This window comes from Streptomyces parvus (assembly GCF_032121415.1).
Classification (GTDB): Bacteria; Actinomycetota; Actinomycetes; order Streptomycetales; family Streptomycetaceae; genus Streptomyces; species Streptomyces globisporus_A.
On sequence record NZ_CP135079.1, the window covers coordinates 3,689,068 to 3,704,884 of the forward strand.

The window sequence follows — 15,817 nt, forward strand, 5'->3', positions numbered from 1 at the left end:
CGGCCGATCGTCCGGAAGGAGGGACGTCGATGAGCACGAAGGACTTCGTCGAGAAGGACTACTACAAGGTCCTCGGCGTCCCCAAGGACGCCACCGACGCCGAGGTCAAGAAGGCGTACCGGAAGCTCGCCCGCGAGTTCCACCCGGACGCCAACAAGAACGACGCCAAGGCGGAGGAGCGCTTCAAGGAGATCTCCGAGGCGAACGACGTCCTCGGTGACCCCAAGAAGCGCAAGGAGTACGACGAGGCGCGAGCCCTCTTCGGCAACGGCGGCTTCCGGGCCGGCCCCGGTGGTGCGGGCGGCAACTTCAACTTCGACCTGGGCGACCTCTTCGGCGGGGGCGCCCCGGGCGGCGGACAGGGCGGCGCGGGCGGCGGCTTCGGCGGCGGCGGTCTCGGCGACGTCTTCGGCGGGCTGTTCAACCGCGGCGGCACGGGCACCCGGGTCCAGCCCAAGCGCGGCCAGGACATCGAGTCCGAGGTGACGCTCAGCTTCACCGAGGCGGTCGACGGGGCCACGGTCCCGCTGCGGATGTCCAGCCAGGCGCCCTGCAAGGCGTGTTCCGGCACCGGTGACAAGAACGGCACCCCCCGGGTCTGCCCGACCTGTGTCGGCACCGGCCAGGTCTCGCGCGGCAGCGGCGGCGGCTTCTCGCTCACCGACCCCTGTGTGGACTGCAAGGGCCGGGGCCTCATCGCCCAGGACCCCTGTGACGTCTGCAAGGGCAGCGGCCGGGCGAAGTCGGCGCGCACCATGCAGGTGCGGATCCCGGCGGGCGTCTCCGACGGCCAGCGGATCCGGCTGCGCGGCAAGGGCGGTGCGGGCGAGCGCGGCGGACCGGCAGGCGATCTGTACGTCGTCGTCCACGTCGACGCCCACCCGGTCTTCGGCCGCAAGGGCGACAACCTCACGGTCACCGTGCCCGTCACGTATCCGGAGGCGACGCTCGGCGGCGAGATCAAGGTCCCCACGCTCGGCGGACCCCCGGTCACGCTGAAGCTTCCCGCCGGCACCCCCAACGGGCGTACGATGCGCGCCCGGGGCAAGGGCGCGGTGCGCAAGGACGGCACCCGCGGCGACCTGCTGGTCACCGTGGAGGTCGCGGTCCCCAGGGACCTGGGCCAGGAGGCCAGGGACGCCCTGGAGGCCTACCGGAAGGCGACCGCGGACGAGGACCCGCGGGCGGAACTGTTCCAGGCCGCGAAGGGAGCTTGAGATGGACGGCCGTCGACGCAATCCGTACCAGCTGACCGATGAGACACCGGTGTACGTGATCTCGATCGCGGCCCAGCTCTCGGGGCTCCACCCGCAGACGCTGCGCCAGTACGACCGTCTCGGCCTGGTCTCCCCGGACCGTACGGCCGGGCGCGGCCGGCGCTACTCGGCCCGCGACATCGAGCTGCTGCGCACCGTGCAGCAGCTGTCGCAGGACGAGGGCATCAACCTCGCGGGCATCAAGCGGATCATCGAGCTGGAGAACCAGGTGACCGCGCTCCAGCAGCGCGTCGCCGAGCTCTCGGCGGCGGTGGACGGCGCGGCGGTCGCCATGCAGCAGCGCGAGGCCCAGGTCCACGCCTCGTACCGCCGCGACCTCGTGCCGTACCAGGACGTGCAGCAGACGGGCGCGCTGGTGGTGTGGCGGCCGAAGCCGAAGCCCTAGCTCCAGGACGGGCCTTCCGTACGGAAAGACGGCCGGGGGCGGAAGAACACCACGTGTTCTTCCGCCCCCGGCCGTCTCCGTCTGTCCGGGTGTGTCTGTGCCGTCTCGTGGTGGCGGATGGCTGGCACCAAGTGGCCGGAATCGTGCAGCAAGTTGACAGCGATCCCCGTCCGGAGCGGATCGCTCCGCTGACAAGGTGGTGCATGTCGGCGGGAACGAGCCGACGAGACACGTGACGTACGGGGAGGAAGACATGGGCGTCTACGCGTTCACCGGAAAGACGGTCGGTACGGGGGGACTGCTCCTGGGACTGGTTCTCGGAGCGGCCGTCGCACCGGCCCACGCGTCCGCCGGCCCGGGGGCCGGCACCGTGGCGGAGGCGGCCGCACCGCTGACGGCCGGGGCGGGGCCGGGGGCCGGGATCGGGGGCCGGGGCGAGGAGATCGCGTCGGAGGTGAAGGAGGCGGTGAACCGGCTTCTCTGCGGGGCGCCGCTGCCGAAGCCGCTCGCGCCGTTCATGGGCAAGGTGAAGTGCGTCAACGGCTGGCAGTAGAAGACCCGGTGGAGATCACGGTGGCGCGGGTCTCCGGCGACGCCGCGCCCGCCGGAATCGCGGTGCTCCGGCTCATCGGGATGCTGCCCGCGGAGTGGGAGTGCGGCCAGCGCATCGAGGAGGACCGGATCACCGTCCTGGTGCGCGGTTCCGGGCGGGACGCGGAGGAGGTGACCGGCGTACGGCAACGGTGCGCGGAGGCGCTGCGGGACCGGACGCTGGAGGGGTGGGTCCTGGAAGGGGCCGGTTAGGCCCTCCGCCGCCGCTTCCGGGGGCGTGTCCGGGGCCCCCGGGGAGCGGGATCCGGACGGCCCCGCCCGCCGGGGCTCAGATCCGGCCCCGCTCCCGGGCTCAGATCCAGCCTCGCTCGCGGGCCAGCAGGGCCGCGTGCGGGCGGCTGGTCGCGCCCAGGATGCGGAGGACGTCGGCGACATGGCGGCGGTACGTCCGCACCGAGATGTCCAGGTTCCGTGCGCCCGTCTCGTCCTTGGCGACCCGGCACATCTCCTCCATGACGCGCTGCTCCATCTCGGACAGCACGTCGGAGGGCGAGGAGTGGGTGTCGATCAGGGTGGACAGGTCCGTGGACTCGGCCCAGATCTTCTCGAACAGGGCCAGGATGTTGGAGACCAGGCCGGCCTGCTGGGTGACCAGCGCGCCGCGCGAGGTGTCCGAGGGGTCGACGGGCACCAGGGCCGTACGGCGGTCGTACACGAGGATCCGCTCGGACAGCTTGTCCGCGGCCCTGATCGACGCCCCCTGAGCAGTGAGTTCGCGGAGGTAGGCGACGGTCGGCGGGTGGTCGAGCGCTTCCCGCAGCACCACGCTGCGGATCTGCACGCCCCGGCGCAGACACCGGGTGTCCAGGGGGCGTGCGTGCGCGATGTTCTCGGCGGTGAGGGCGGTGTACGGCTCGACGGAGAGGATCTCCTGACGGGCGAAGAAGGCCAGGTCGTCGATCCGGTCGCGGATCTGCGGGAGCACCTCCAGCCGTTCGACGCCCTGGGTGGCGAGGGGACGGGTCTGCTGTTCGGCGGTCAGCTCGGCGATCAGGTGCCGGGACCTGGTGACCTGGTGGAGCTGTTCGTGCAGCTCGCGCAGCCGTATCTCCGTGAGCCGCTCGACCGCGGTCTCCGGGGCCGCCGCCGAGACGCCGCCGTGTTCGTCGGTCCGCAGCAGGCCCAGCTCGTCGAGGCGGGCGAGGGCCTTCTCCACCTCCTCACGGGGGCTGTGGAGGAGCACCCCGATGTCCTCGGTGCCGGTGCCCGGATTGCGGAGGAAGTGCCGGTAGGCGCGTTCCTCCGTGATGTCCAGACCGAGTATGGACAGGCTTCCGCCATTCACCGCTGCCGCCCCCCGCGTGCCGCACGACTACCGACGGCGCACTGCGGCATGGGTCAAATGCCGCGCAGCCGTCGAACCGATGAGGGAGAGGGTAATCGATAGGTAAAGCAGCAGGTAGTCCCGGTCGTCCGGGTGACGGGCGCGGGACGGGGGACGGTGACGATCAATGGAGGAGACTGCTGTGACGATGATGGCCGACGAACAGATGAGGGCCGGCGGACGGGCGGGGACCGCAGTCGGCGCCCGGCGGGCGATGGACTTCGCCACGCTCACCGAACGTGAGCTGGAAGTGCTCGTGCTGCTGGCGAGCGGGGAACAGAACCGCTGGCTGGCCCGGAGACTGGGCATCACGGAACGGACCGTCCGGGCGCACACGTCGAGCATCGTGCGCAAGCTGAACCTGAAGTCCCGGTTCGAGGCGGCGATCGTGTCGTATCTGCACGCCGAGGACATCAGGGGGCTGCGTCCGTGACCTGACGCCGGATCGCGTTCTGCGTCCTGCGCCCTGACACGTCGAAGTCCCCTGCCGGAAGTCTCGCTTCCGGCAGGGGACTTCCGGCTGTTCCGGCACACCCGCCTACGGCAGGGCGGCACTGACCGCGTCCACCAGCATCATCCACATCGGCTGACCGCCCGTCCCGAACGCCGCCGCCAGCGCGTAGCCGATGGCCGCGTCGAGGGGCTCGGGGGTTCCGGCCTCCTCCTGCCACTCGGCTATCACCCGGCGGTCGCCGTCCGAGGAGAAGTCCCCGAGGTGCTTGCCGTCGCGGGTCAGCTTGCTGAACGGGATCGAGTTCGGGACGAGCCGGTAGTGGATGCCCCCGTGGTGGACGTCGACCCGGTAGGTCTGCCGCCGGAGCTTGCCCTTGCCCGGCTTGATCGTCGCGTCCTCGCCGGCCACCGTGATCGTCAGGTACCGGGGGTCGCGGGTGCCGATGACGATGTGGTCGTCGACCTCCGCCTCGGGGGCGCGGACGATGGTGACGGTCGGGATCCGCCCGCCGCTGACGACGAGCTTCTCCCGGTTGTCGCCGAGGAGTTCGACGGAGATCTCCCCGTAGTGGTCGTCCTCGGTGGAGGCGGGCAGCGGGAGGGAGGTGGTGTCGGTCATCTGGATCCTTGAACCCTTCGGTCGTGCTGGGGGGTGTTCGCGGAGCATCACTGCCGTACGGAGTCACGGGTGCGCAGCGCACCTGCGTACGGGAATTGTCCCAGGAGCGTGCCGTGCTCCGGTGCCGGTCAGTGGGCCCCGGCGGTCGCGACCGCCGGGCCGGCGGTCAACTGCGTCGCGGTGAGGTCCTGGTAGAGGGTGCTGCGCTCCAGCAGCTCCTCGTGCCGCCCGTGGTCGCTGACCCGGCCGTTCTCGAACAGCACCAGCCGGTCCGCCGTGGTGACCGTCGAGAGCCGGTGCGCGATGAGGAGCACCGTGCAGTCCCGCGCGGCCTCCTCCACCGTCCGGCGCAGGGCGGTTTCGCTGAGCCCGTCGAGATGCGCGGTGACCTCGTCGAGGAGCAGGACCTGCGGGCGGCGCAGCAACGCCCGTGCGATGGCGAGGCGTTGACGTTCGCCGCCGGAGAGGGCCAGGCCCCGGGCGCCGACAGCCGTGTCGAGGCCGTCCGGGAGGGAGGCGACGAAGCCGTCGAGCAGGGTGCGGCGCAGCACGTCGGCGACGGCCTCGTCGCCGGCGTCCGGCGCGGAGTAGAGAAGGTTCTCCCTCAGCGTGCCCGCCAGCATGGGGGAGTCCTGCTCGACATAGGCGATCCGGCGGCGCAGTTCGGCCCGGCCCAGGGAGCGGATGTCGGTGTCGTCCAGCAGGATGCGGCCGCCCTCGGTGTCGTAGAACCGCTGGATCAGCGAGAACACCGTGGTCTTGCCGGAGCCTGACGGGCCGACGATCGCGGTGACCTTGCCCGCCGGTGCGACGAAGCTCGTGCCGTCCAGGACGGCCGTGCGCCCCTCGTAGCCGAAGGTCAGCCCGTCGACCGTGACGCGGGGCGGCGGGCCGGAGGGCGCCCGCGGCGTACCGTCCACGTCGTCCTCCGCCGCCATGGACCGCACCTCCTCGATCCGGGCCAGCGCGCCGAGCCCCTGTTGCAGGGCGGTGGTGCCGCCGACCAGGGACAGGACCGGACCGCCCAGGTTGAACAGGTAGAGCAGGAAGCCGATCAGCGCGGCCAGTTCGAGGGTGCCCATGGCCACCAGCGCACCGCCGAAGCCGATGACGGCGAGGAACGAGGCCTGGACGATCAGCCCGGCCAGCACCGCGATCAGCGCGTGGTAGCGGGCGCCCTTGAGCCCCGCCCGGTAGGCGCGTTCGGCGGCCTCGGTGGCCCGCTCCGTCTCCTTCGCCTCACCGCCGTTGGCCTTGACGGTGCGGGCCGCGCCGAGCGAGCGGTCGAGCGCCGCGCCGATCTCGCCGACGGAGGTCTGCGCCTCCGTGGTGACCCGCTTGATCCGGGGCATGACGACGCCCATCGCGATGCCGACGACCACCAGCACGGCGGAGGTGATGCCGAGCAGCGGCAGGCTGACGATGCCCATCAGCACGATCGTGGCCAGCAGATGGATCGACCCGTCGACGAGCTGGATGAGACCGCCCGTCGCCGCGTGCTGCACCAGCGTGCTGTCGGAGGTGACGCGCGTGGTCAGCCCGCCCGGCTCGGTGCGGTCCAGCTCGGCCGTACGCAGCCGGATGAGCCGCGCGATCAGACCGCGGCGGACCTGGAGCACGACGCGTTCGGCGGTCCGCTCGCTGAGCCAGGACTGCAGCCAGGTGAGCCCGATGGAGGCGAGCAACAGGCCGGTCAGCAGCAGGATGTCCTCCCGCAGCCCGTCACCCGTCATGAGCTTGGCCAGCACCGACTGGATGACCAGCGGCTGGGCCAGACCGGCGGCGCTGCCCGCCAGCGTCAGAGCCAGCACCGTGAGGAGGATGCCGCGGTGCGGACGCGCGTACGAGAGCAGCGCCCGCAGTGCGGGCCGCTCCGCCGGAGACTGTTCTGCGTCAGGTGTGTTCACACCCGTAGTTCTATCCTCTTCCACCCGCGCGGGGAACTGTCGTTTGCGGCAATGCCGCAAGAGCCAATGGTGCGGAGCCGGCGGCGTGGGTCAACATTCTTTCTGTCCGCAACGGACGCCGGTAAACCAGGCATCGGCGAGATGCGCGAAGTGGCCGGTCGTCAATTCCCTTTCATGGAACGAAGGAAAGACTCATGCAGAACGTCACCGAGAAGGACCTGTTCGACGGCTACACCGCCTACACCTCCGCCGAGGAGCTCGGCCTGCACGACGGCCAGGAGGCCGCGCCGGCGTTCAGCCCCACCATCCCGTGGGCCATCCGCGCCACGATCATCACCGCGCGTTCCTCGCAGCAGTGCGCCGCCGCTCTCGGCTCGCTCGCCGCGAAGACCGTCGAGAACAAGTGCTGACCAGCGACTCTTCGCTGTGAGCCGCGGGGGTCGGCCGGAGATGCGGTGCGCATGCTCCGGTCGGCCCCCGGCCCCAACGCGCACAGGAGGCGTCGTGGAGGAACAGCAACGGGACTTCGAGCGCATCCTCGTCGTGGGGACGGGAGCCCTCGGCGTCGCCTTCCTGCCGTTCTGGATCAACTGGCTCGGGAATTCCTTTCCCGACCTGGAGAAGCGGGTCGCGCTGACCCGTTCCGCATGCCGGTTCGTGTCACCGGACGCGGTGGCCGTGCTCTCCGGAAAAGAAGTCTTCATCGACGACTGGAATGCGTTCTCCGGTGTCGATGTACCCCATGTGGACATCGCGGAATGGGCGGATCTGATTCTCGTCCATCCCGCCACCTTGAATTTCGTCGGCCGATACGCCCTCGGGGTCGCCGACACCCCGCTGATGGTCGCCCTGCAGACCACCCGCGCCCTGGTCGGCGTCGCCCCCTCGCTGCCGCCCGGAGCGCTCGGGAGCCCGGTCGTCCAGGGGCACCTGGCGGCGCTGCGCGAGCGGCCCGGAGTGGTCCTCGCCCCGACGATCCCCGCGCGGAGCGCGCGTACGGGCGAGGTGGAGGACGGGGGCTCGGCACCGCTGAACGAGTTGTACGACCTGTGCGTCGCCCACCGCAGGAACGGCGGAGGCGCCGACGCGGACGCGGCCGAGGGCTCGTCGTGAACGGGGCAACTCGGACCATGGATCTGGGGGTTCCGGTCGCCGAGTACGGGACCGGTCTTCAGGTCACCCGGGTTCACCGAGCGCCCGGCGGCGGCGCCGGTGACTTCCTGTGGTGGCACGGTCCGGGGCCCCGGCGCGTCGGCCCGCTCCGCGTGCCCGCCCGGCGGGCCGCCCTCGTACCGGATCTGGGATCCGCCGAGGGGGCCGCGCTGCTGGCCACCGGCACGCCCTACGGAGACGGGCTGCTCCACCGGGCCGCCGGGGCCGCCTCGGCCGCCGCCTGGCTGCGGGACCCCCGCCCGCAGGCCGGGCGGCTCGTCGCCCACTCCCTCGCCGCCGCCGCGCGTGCGCTCCGGGCCCTGCACGGGGTCTCCCTGCACCCGGGCCCGCGGCCGTCCCCGCCACCGGGGATGCGGCGGCTGCGGGAGTGGGCGGCCGGGACCGGGCCGCTCGCCCCGGCGGCCGCACGGCTGCGCCGGCGTGCGCGGGAGGTGTGGGGCGGCGACCGCACCGAGCGGCTGCTGGGCTGGGCGGACGACGCCGTACACCCCTCGGGCCCCGGAGCCTCGGTCGTGCCGCTGCACGGCTGGGCGTCGACCGGTTCGCTCGTACCGCCCCGGAGCCGGGGCCGGGTCGCGCTGCTCACCGGTGAGGACCTGGGCGCGGGCCGGCGGGAGCTGGACCTGGGCTGGATGCTGGGCGACCTCGTCGAGCTGGCCTGGTCCTCGCCGCTCCACCGGGCGGCGGGGGAGAGCGCGGGGCTGCTGTCCGTCACGGACCTCCAGCGGGTGTTCCTCGGCGCGTACGGCGCCGCCGGGAGCGAGGGCGGCGGCCGCGGGCACGCGGGGCCGTTCTACGACCCGGTGGCCGTCGGACGCTGCGCCGTGCTCCGCGTCGTCACGCACATGCAGGACTTCGCCACCTACTGCGAGTGGAGCGACGAATTGCTCGACTACCTCGCCTTCACTGCCGAGTTGATCGATGAGGAGGGCCGCCGGGCGGTCCCCCGAGGAGTGTCATGACGACCACGACGAGTACGACGGCCGCCCCGACGGAGGCGGTGACCACGGCGAGCGCGGCGGACACGCCCGCGCTGATCAGGTTCCGGCCGACCGGACTCGACACCGCGCCGGAGGTGAACGCGCTGCTGGAGCGGCTGGGTCTCGGGCCCTTCGCGCCGGAGGGGCTGACCGCCTTCGGCGGCCGCAACGACAACTGGGCCGGTACGACCACCCGCGGCCGGCAGGTCTTCGTCAAGACCGTCGCCCGGGCCCCCGACGGCAGCCGGCCCGAGATCGACCGCGCCCTCGCCTTCGAGGCGTCGGCCGCCCGGCTGCCGGCCGGTTCGCCGCTCCGCACCCCCGAACACCTGGGGACCGACCGGGACTCGGCCGTCAGCGCCTTCCGCCTGCTGCCCGGGTCCCGTTCGGGCTCGGAGGTCGCGTTGGACGGCGACTTCGACGAGGCGCTGTGCCGGGAAGCCGGGCGGGCCGTTGCCACGCTGCACACGCTGGGGACGGCGGACGGCGACGCCGCGGACCCGGCTTCGGCCCCCGCCATCGACACCGCCGAAGCCCCGCTGCCGCCGATGCGCTGGCTCCGGGCGTTCCCGTGGAGCGAGGTCCAGGACCGCAGCATGGCGCAGATCGCGGCCTGGAAGCTCGTCCAGGACGACGCGGAGGTCGTCGCCGCGCTCCACCGGCTGCGGGAGCGGGAGCGTACGGCGCCACGCGCCCCCGCCCACTGCGATCTGCGCTTCGACCAGTTCCTCGTCCACGACGGGCAGCTCTACCTGTGCGACTGGGAGGAGTTCCGGCTCGCCGACCCGGCCCGCGACGTCGGCGCTTTCGTCGGTGAATGGCTCTTCCAGGCCACGTACTCCGTCTTCGCGCCGACGGGCGAGCCCGCCTCGGCCCAGGATGCCGTCGCGCTCGGTTTCGACCTGTCGCACGAGGAGATCGTGGAGCGGGGCGCGGCCGGACTGCGCCGCCACCTCCCCCGTATCGCGGCCTTCTGGGAGGGCTACACCGAGTGCCGCACCCCGGACCCCGAACTCGCCGAACGAGCCGTGGGGTTCGCGGGATGGCATCTGTACGACCGGCTCATCGCCACGGCGCAGGCGCACGCCGTCCTCAACCCGGTGGCGCGCGCCGCCGCCGGGATCGGGCGGACGCTGCTGCTGAACCCGGCGGGTGCGGTGGCCACCCTGCGCCTGGCCGACCCCGTTGTGCCGCGTCCCGCCGTGCCGCATCCTGCCGCCGCCCCTTCAGGGAGCCCCCGATGACCCTCACCCCTGCCCCGGTCCGGCCCGCCGGGCTCGCCCCGCGGCTCGCCGCCGCGCTCGACCTCGTGGACGTACGCGCCGACGGTCTCGAAGCGCGGTTCGCCGGGCGGACGTTGACCGCGGACAGCCCCCGCGATCTGCGCGGCCGCCTCACCAACGCGCTGTACGAGGAGTTCCACGCCGGGAACGGGGCGCACCGCCGGGACGCGGACGCCGCTCCCCGCCGCACGTTGCGCGACTCCGCGCTGGAACGCCGTCTCGCCGCGGCCGTGCCGCACCCCACGACCCCGGTCACCGGGCGGCTGCTGGAGGTCGGGGAGGGCGGTGAACTGGTCGTACGGCTGCCGGAGATCACCGCCCGGCTCGCCGCCGACCGGCTCATAGGCCCCGCCGCGCCCGCGCCGGGCGACCTGGTCCAGGTCGCCCTGGAGGCGGCGCGGCCCGCCCTCTCGCCCGGCTTCTTCTACGTGATGGGTTCGCGGCCCCTGCCGGTTCCGGCGGGCCCGGTCCGCCGCCTCTTCCTGCACGCCCGCGACGCGGACGCGGCCGTCGGACTGTGGGCCGCCGCGCTGGCCGCCCTGGAGGGCGCCGGGGCGCTGTACCACGCCAAGGTCCTGTCCGACGAGGACGACTACCCGCGCCGCGACAGCGTCGTCGTCTATCTGCACGGTGACCACGCGCCGGCCGAACGGGCGGTGGCCGACGCCGTCCGGGACCTGCCGGGGCTCGGCGGCGACACCTCGCTGTTCACCGCCCGGCTCGCCCCCGGCGTCGCCGCCGCCTGGGACCCGCGCGACCCGCGCCCCGGCCGCGACGGCATGAGCTTCGGGCAGCACCGCAGCTTCGCGCTGGCCACCGCGCTGGTCGACCACGCCCAGGGGGCCGGCCCCGGCGACGGCCTCGCCGATCACGTCGTACGGGCCTTCCGCGCGGCGGGGATCGACCCGGAGCACCCCGAGAACAACCTTGCCGGAACCCCCTCGACCGCGACCGCTGGAGTGTGAGCCCGATGACCACGACCGAGACGACACAGCACCCCGAGACGCTGGCGACCACGGAGACAGTGGCGTCTGCCGAGCCCGCGGGGACCGGCGAACAGGCTTCTGCCGCAGGGGGGTTCGGCGCGGCGATCACCGTCGCCTACAGCGACGCGCTGGCCGGTGTCTACGACGACATCTACCCGAGCACCCCGGACCTCGACGACATCGCCACGTACCTGCTCACCCTCGCCGCACCCGGCGCGAGCGTCCTCGAACTCGGGGTCGGCACCGGCCGGGTGGCGCTTCCGCTCGCCGAACGCGGTTTCGACGTCACCGGTGTCGAGTCCTCCGAAGGGATGCTGGCCCGCCTCGCGGAGAAGGACCCCGAGGGCCGGATCACGCCGGTGCGCGGCGACTTCGCCGGGCTCGACCTCGGCCGCTCCTTCGACGTCGTCCTCGCCCCGTTCAACGTGCTGTGCTGCGCGATGGCGGTCGACGAGCAGATCGCGCTGATGCACGCCATGGCCCGGCACGTGACGGCGGAGGGGCACGTGGTCATCGAGACGTTCGACCCGAGCGACTACCACGTACAGAAGAAGAACGAGGTCAACACCTATCCGATCGGGGCGCGCGGGGCGCTCATCGAGTCGGTGGGTGTGCTGCCCGCCTCGCAGAACATGATGCTGCAGAGCACGCTGTTCCTGGACGGCGACGCCCCGAAGTCCGCGACGACCGTGATGCGGTACGTGTGGCCGGGCGAGCTGGACCTGCTCGGCGCGATCGCCGGGCTGGAGCTCGTCGGCCGGTACGCGGGCTGGCGCGAGCAGCCCTTCGACGGGGGCGACAGCCGCAAGATGTGCGTGTCCGTGTTCCGCCCGCTGAACCAGGCCGGTTGAGATGAGCCCGAGCGTGTCCGTGCTCCCCGGCGGGCTGCGGGTGTGCGTCGACGCGGTCCCGCAGTACGGGCGGGGCCTCGCCGCCGTCGCGCTCACCGTGGCGGCGGGTGGCGACGACGACCCGGCCGGGCGCCACGGTACGGCGCATCTCGTCGAACACCTGATGTTCCCGCGCTCCGGCAGGGAGGGCTCCGCCGACCCCACCGGGGAGGGGTACGCGGCGCTGGTCGCGGGCGCGGGCGGGGTCTGCAACGCCGAGACCCACCGCGACCACACGGTCTTCCACACCACTGTCCCCGCCGATTCGCTGCCCGACGCCCTGGCCTGGGAGGCCCGCCGCCTGCTCGACTTCGCGCCCACGGATGACGTGATCCGCACCGAGACCGACGTCATCGGCGAGGAGATCCGCGGAGCGGGGGACGCCGGCCGGTACTGGGAGTCGGCGCTGGGTGCGCTGTACCCGGGCAGCAGGGACAGCTTCGGTACGCGGGCGGAGCTGGCGGGCATCACGGCCCGCGAGGTGGAGGCGTTCTTCCGGTCGCACTACACGGCACCGCGGATGGTCCTCTCGGTCGTGGGGGACGTGGACCCGGCGCGGGTCATGGCGGTCGTGCGTGAGGTGTTCGCGGGGGTGGGGGAGGTCCGCGCCGCAGGGGAGGCCCGTGTTGCGGGGGAGGCCCGCGTTGTGGGGGAGGTCCGCGCCGCAGGTGAGGCCGGCGTTGCGGGGGAGGCGCGCGTCGCAAGGGAGGACCACGCCGCGAAGGAGATCCGCGCCGCAGGTGAGGCCGGCGTTGCGGAGGAGATCCCCGCCGCAAGGGAGGACCACGCCGCCGCGAAGGAGGTCCGCGCCGCGAGGGAGATCCGCACCGCGCCCCTGCCCGCGGGACGGCTCGGTGTCGCGGTCGGGCATCCGCTGCCCGACCCCGTCGCCGACCGCCCCGCGTACCTCGCCCAGGCCGTGCTCGCCCAGGTGCTCGGCCGGTCCCGGCTGCCCGCGCTGGCCCGGTCCGCGCGCGACGGGCGCCACCTCACCTCCGCCACCGTCACCTGCGGCTACCACGGCCAGTGGCTCGCCTCCGCCGCGCCCGACCTGACCCTCGCGGTGCTCGGCCGGGCCCCCGGCACCGAGGTCGGTGCGGCCGTCGACATCTGGCGGTCGGTCCTACGGGCCGTGGCCGACGGCCCGCTCCCCGAGGCCGAGCACCGGCGTGCGGTGAACTCCCTGCTCGTCGCCTGGCACCGGCAGGCCGACTCGCTCCCCACCCGGGCCGTCGCCCTCGGCCGCGACGCCCTGCTCCTGCCGGGCTCGGCGGGCCCCGACGCGCTCCCCGCCGAGCTGCGCCGCACCACACCCGCCGAGGTGGCGGCGGCGGCCCGCGCGCTGCTCGAAGGACCGGTCACCGTGACCGAACTCGCCCCGCGGGCAGGCACCGAACCCGCCCCGCAGAAAGGCACCGTCGGATGACCCTGGCCCCTGCCGTCGCACGACCGGCCGGAGTTCCCCCCACCACGCCGGGCCGGACCTCCTCCGCTCCGCCCTCCGCCGGGCCGCGCACCACCCTGTCCGCCGCTCTCCCCACCGGGCTGCGCGTTCTCGCGGCGCACGCTCCCGCCGCCCCGCTCGCGGAACTGCGCCTCGTCATCCCTTACGCGCGCACCGAACCGGGGCTCACCGCCGCCCAGGAGCTGCTCGCCGCCTGTCTCGGAACGGGCAGCCGGGAGCGCACCCGGCAGGACGTCGCCGACCGGGCCGCCGACCTCGGGGCGGAGTTCAGCACCGTCGTCACCGCCGAGTCCCTGATCCTGTCCGTCAGCGTGCTGGCCCCCGGACTGCCCGGTGCGCTCGACCTGCTGGCCGACCTGCTGCTGCGCCCGCGTTACGAGGAGGGCGAGGTGGCCATCGCCCAGCGCCGGGCGGCCGCCGCGCCGCGCGCGCCCGCGCCCCGGGTACGGCTGCGCCGCGCGGCGCTCGCGCACGGGTTCGGCCCGCACCCGTTGTCCTGCGGGTCCGGGGGAACGGCACCGCTCCTGGACGTGGTCTCCCTGGTTCCCGACGACCTCCTGGCCCTGCACGCCCGCGCCGTCGTCCCCGGCGGGTCGTCGCTGGTCGTGCTCGCGGGCGAGGAGCCGGACTCCGTGCTGCGCCTGGTCGGCGAACGGCTCGCGCCCTGGTCGGGAGGCCCGTCGGGGCTCACGCTCCCGCCGTTCGCACGCCCCGTCCCGCGTCCGGGCCCGGTGGAGCTCACGGAGCCGGGGACGGGCACCTCCGGGGACGGCCGGGGCGACGCCTTCGGGGGGCAGTCCCTCGTCCTGACGGTCGGGCCGGGCGTTCCCACCGCCGATCCCCTGCACGCCGCCTTCCACGTGGCGCAGTTGCTGCTGGGCGGGTACGCCTCGGCCCGGCTCGCCCGGCAGGTGCGCGACCGGCTCGGGCTGGCGTACGACGTCTCCGCCGGGCTCCGCGAGAACGGGGCGGGCAGCTGGCTGGAGATCGCGTGCGCGGGAGCGCCGGGCGGCGCGGGCCGGATCGCCGCCGAGATCACCCGGTGTCTCCGGGACCTCGCCGAGCACGGCCCGTCCCGGGCGGAGGTGGACCGCGCCCGTGCCTACGCGGCCGGCTTCACCCGCTTCGCCCTCGCGACCCGCGCGGAGGAGGCGAGCGCGCTGGCCGGCTTCGCCGCGGCGGGCCTGGAGCCGGACTGGCTGGACGGCTACCGGGACCGGCTGGCCGCCGTCACCCCCGAGCAGGTGGCGGAGGCGGCCGCCCGCCATCTGGCCCCGGACCGGGCCGTGGTGGCGACGTACGAGCCGGTGCCCCCGGCGCACACCGGTCCACACGCGCCCGACTCCGCCCCCGCCGTGCCCCACGACCAGAAGGGTGCTCATCCGTGAACCCGGCCGTCCTCTACCCCCTCCAGCCCGACCATCCCGAACTCGTCGCCCCCTTCGCGGCGCTGGTCCGGCGTACCGGGGCCCGCCGCCTGTGGATGTGCCAGTCCTTCCAGGCCGAGACGCACCAGGTGCTGGCGTACCTGGCGGGCGCGGGGCACACCGTGCCGGTCGGGACGAGTGTGACCCTGCTCCCGCTGCGGCACCCGTACGAGGCGGCCCTCCAGGCGCGTTCGCTGGCGCTGCTCACCGACGAACCGGTCGTCGCGGGCTTCGGCATCGGCAACCCGGACTTCGTGGCGGGCCTGACGGGGCGCCCGTACGACAGTCCGCGTACGGCGGTCCGCGACTACCTGCGTTCCGTGCGCGCCCTGCTGGACGGGGAGCGGGTCGATGCCGGGGGCCCGTACCACCACCTGGACGGCGTACTGCCGGTGCTCCCGCACGCGCCGCGGGTCGACGTGGGGGCGGGGGTGCTGCGGCCCGGGATGGCGCGGACGGCAGGGGAGGCCGCGGACGTGGCGATCACCTGGATGACGCCGCCGGAGTATGTGGCGGGGACGCTGCGGCCCGCGCTGGAGGAGGGGGCGGCAGCGGCCGGCCGGTCGCGGGCGCCCCGGATCGCCACCGCCGTCCACGTCGTCCTCGACCGGCCGGGACGTGACGTACGCGCCCTGGCGCTCTCCGCGACCGCCGGGCACCGCGAGGCCCCGCACTACGCGGCGATGCTCCGGACGGCCGGTCTCACCCTCGACCCGCACGACCCGGCGGGCACCGCGGACGCCCTGCTGCGCCACCGGGTGGTCGTGGCGGGCAGCGCGCAGGAGATCGCGGGCGCGCTGGACGCGTACCGCCGCAGCGGGGTGGACGAGGTGCTGCTCAACCCCACGGGGGTGCTCCTCGGTGAGGGGGTGAACGCGGCCGTGGAGGACGTCGAGGAGATCCTCGCCGCCTGCCGCAGCTTCCTGCCCGACGATCGGCAGGAAGCTGCGTCCGTGGAGCCGGGGGAGCGGCCTGACCGGCTGGTTGGCTGAGGGACACCCGCCGACGCGTGACCGGCGTCGGTGCGGACCGGATT

At 73.9% G+C, this 15,817-nt stretch carries 17 protein-coding genes; 14 read left to right on the top strand and 3 right to left on the bottom strand.

Annotated elements, in window-relative coordinates; genetic code table 11:
* The first annotated feature begins 29 nt into the window (after positions 1 to 29).
* The 4 genes from dnaJ (at position 30) to RNL97_RS17570 (ending at position 2,466) form a co-directional block, all read left to right on the top strand.
* Entirely contained in the window at positions 30 to 1,217 is a 1,188-nt protein-coding gene (gene dnaJ, locus RNL97_RS17555) for a molecular chaperone DnaJ (RefSeq protein WP_030578769.1), read from the top strand.
* A gap of 1 nt (position 1,218) precedes the next feature.
* Positions 1,219 to 1,662 carry a heat shock protein transcriptional repressor HspR gene (locus RNL97_RS17560; RefSeq protein WP_030723102.1) on the top strand — a complete coding sequence of 148 codons (444 nt, stop codon included), beginning with the start codon at positions 1,219 to 1,221 and terminating at the stop codon, positions 1,660 to 1,662.
* A 253-nt stretch (positions 1,663 to 1,915) separates the two neighbouring features.
* Positions 1,916 to 2,215: a hypothetical protein gene (locus RNL97_RS17565; RefSeq protein ID WP_030578767.1), complete on the top strand. Its 300-nt coding sequence runs from the start codon at positions 1,916 to 1,918 to the stop codon at positions 2,213 to 2,215.
* Between the two features lie 8 nt (positions 2,216 to 2,223).
* Positions 2,224 to 2,466 (top strand): hypothetical protein, encoded by a 243-nt coding sequence (locus RNL97_RS17570; protein WP_030578764.1) that lies wholly within the window; start codon positions 2,224 to 2,226, stop codon positions 2,464 to 2,466.
* Positions 2,467 to 2,566: 100 nt separating this feature from the next.
* On the opposite strand, the gene RNL97_RS17575 is transcribed toward RNL97_RS17570, so the two are convergent.
* Positions 2,567 to 3,559 (bottom strand): helix-turn-helix domain-containing protein, encoded by a 993-nt coding sequence (locus RNL97_RS17575; RefSeq protein WP_030578761.1) that lies wholly within the window; start codon positions 3,557 to 3,559, stop codon positions 2,567 to 2,569.
* A 166-nt stretch (positions 3,560 to 3,725) separates the two neighbouring features.
* Between RNL97_RS17575 and RNL97_RS17580 the strand changes: the two genes are divergently transcribed.
* Complete coding sequence (locus tag RNL97_RS17580; RefSeq protein WP_234313358.1) at positions 3,726 to 4,031, top strand: helix-turn-helix domain-containing protein; 306 nt, start codon at positions 3,726 to 3,728, stop codon at positions 4,029 to 4,031.
* Between the two features lie 105 nt (positions 4,032 to 4,136).
* Here the strand turns inward: RNL97_RS17580 and RNL97_RS17585 are convergent, their stop codons facing one another.
* Both RNL97_RS17585 and RNL97_RS17590 read right to left on the bottom strand, forming a co-directional pair.
* Positions 4,137 to 4,670: a hypothetical protein gene (locus tag RNL97_RS17585; RefSeq protein ID WP_243314545.1), complete on the bottom strand. Its 534-nt coding sequence runs from the start codon at positions 4,668 to 4,670 to the stop codon at positions 4,137 to 4,139.
* A 128-nt stretch (positions 4,671 to 4,798) separates the two neighbouring features.
* Positions 4,799 to 6,577, bottom strand: a complete 1,779-nt coding sequence (locus RNL97_RS17590) for an ABC transporter ATP-binding protein (RefSeq protein WP_030578753.1) — start codon at positions 6,575 to 6,577, stop codon at positions 4,799 to 4,801.
* Positions 6,578 to 6,771: 194 nt separating this feature from the next.
* Between RNL97_RS17590 and lxmA the strand changes: the two genes are divergently transcribed.
* From lxmA to lxmJ, 9 genes are all read left to right on the top strand, one after another.
* Entirely contained in the window at positions 6,772 to 6,987 is a 216-nt protein-coding gene (gene lxmA / locus RNL97_RS17595; RefSeq protein ID WP_010063176.1) for a lexapeptide family class V lantibiotic, read from the top strand.
* A gap of 94 nt (positions 6,988 to 7,081) precedes the next feature.
* A complete protein-coding gene (lxmD, locus tag RNL97_RS17600; protein ID WP_243314546.1) occupies positions 7,082 to 7,690 on the top strand; it encodes a flavoprotein in 609 nt (202 codons plus the stop codon).
* A 17-nt stretch (positions 7,691 to 7,707) separates the two neighbouring features.
* Positions 7,708 to 8,712, top strand: coding sequence for a hypothetical protein (locus RNL97_RS17605; RefSeq protein ID WP_243314548.1), 1,005 nt, complete (start codon positions 7,708 to 7,710; stop codon positions 8,710 to 8,712).
* On the top strand, positions 8,709 to 9,974 hold the full coding sequence (gene lxmK, locus RNL97_RS17610; protein WP_243314550.1) for a class V lanthionine synthetase subunit LxmK: 1,266 nt from the start codon (positions 8,709 to 8,711) through the stop codon (positions 9,972 to 9,974). Before RNL97_RS17605 ends, lxmK begins: the two co-directional genes overlap by 4 nt.
* Positions 9,971 to 10,978, top strand: a complete 1,008-nt coding sequence (locus RNL97_RS17615) for a T3SS effector HopA1 family protein (protein WP_243314552.1) — start codon at positions 9,971 to 9,973, stop codon at positions 10,976 to 10,978. The genes lxmK and RNL97_RS17615 overlap by 4 nt, the downstream gene beginning before the upstream one ends.
* A 5-nt stretch (positions 10,979 to 10,983) precedes the next feature.
* The gene (locus RNL97_RS17620) at positions 10,984 to 11,850 is read left to right on the top strand and encodes a class I SAM-dependent methyltransferase (protein ID WP_030578737.1); all 867 of its coding nucleotides are present in this window, start codon (positions 10,984 to 10,986) and stop codon (positions 11,848 to 11,850) included.
* 13 nt (positions 11,851 to 11,863) lie between these two features.
* A complete protein-coding gene (locus tag RNL97_RS17625) occupies positions 11,864 to 13,315 on the top strand; it encodes a M16 family metallopeptidase (RefSeq protein ID WP_243314554.1) in 1,452 nt (483 codons plus the stop codon).
* On the top strand, positions 13,312 to 14,742 hold the full coding sequence (locus RNL97_RS17630; RefSeq protein ID WP_243314556.1) for a M16 family metallopeptidase: 1,431 nt from the start codon (positions 13,312 to 13,314) through the stop codon (positions 14,740 to 14,742). Before RNL97_RS17625 ends, RNL97_RS17630 begins: the two co-directional genes overlap by 4 nt.
* A complete protein-coding gene (gene lxmJ, locus RNL97_RS17635) occupies positions 14,739 to 15,773 on the top strand; it encodes a F420-dependent peptide dehydroalanine reductase LxmJ (protein WP_243314559.1) in 1,035 nt (344 codons plus the stop codon). Before RNL97_RS17630 ends, lxmJ begins: the two co-directional genes overlap by 4 nt.
* Positions 15,774 to 15,817: the final 44 nt, after the last annotated feature.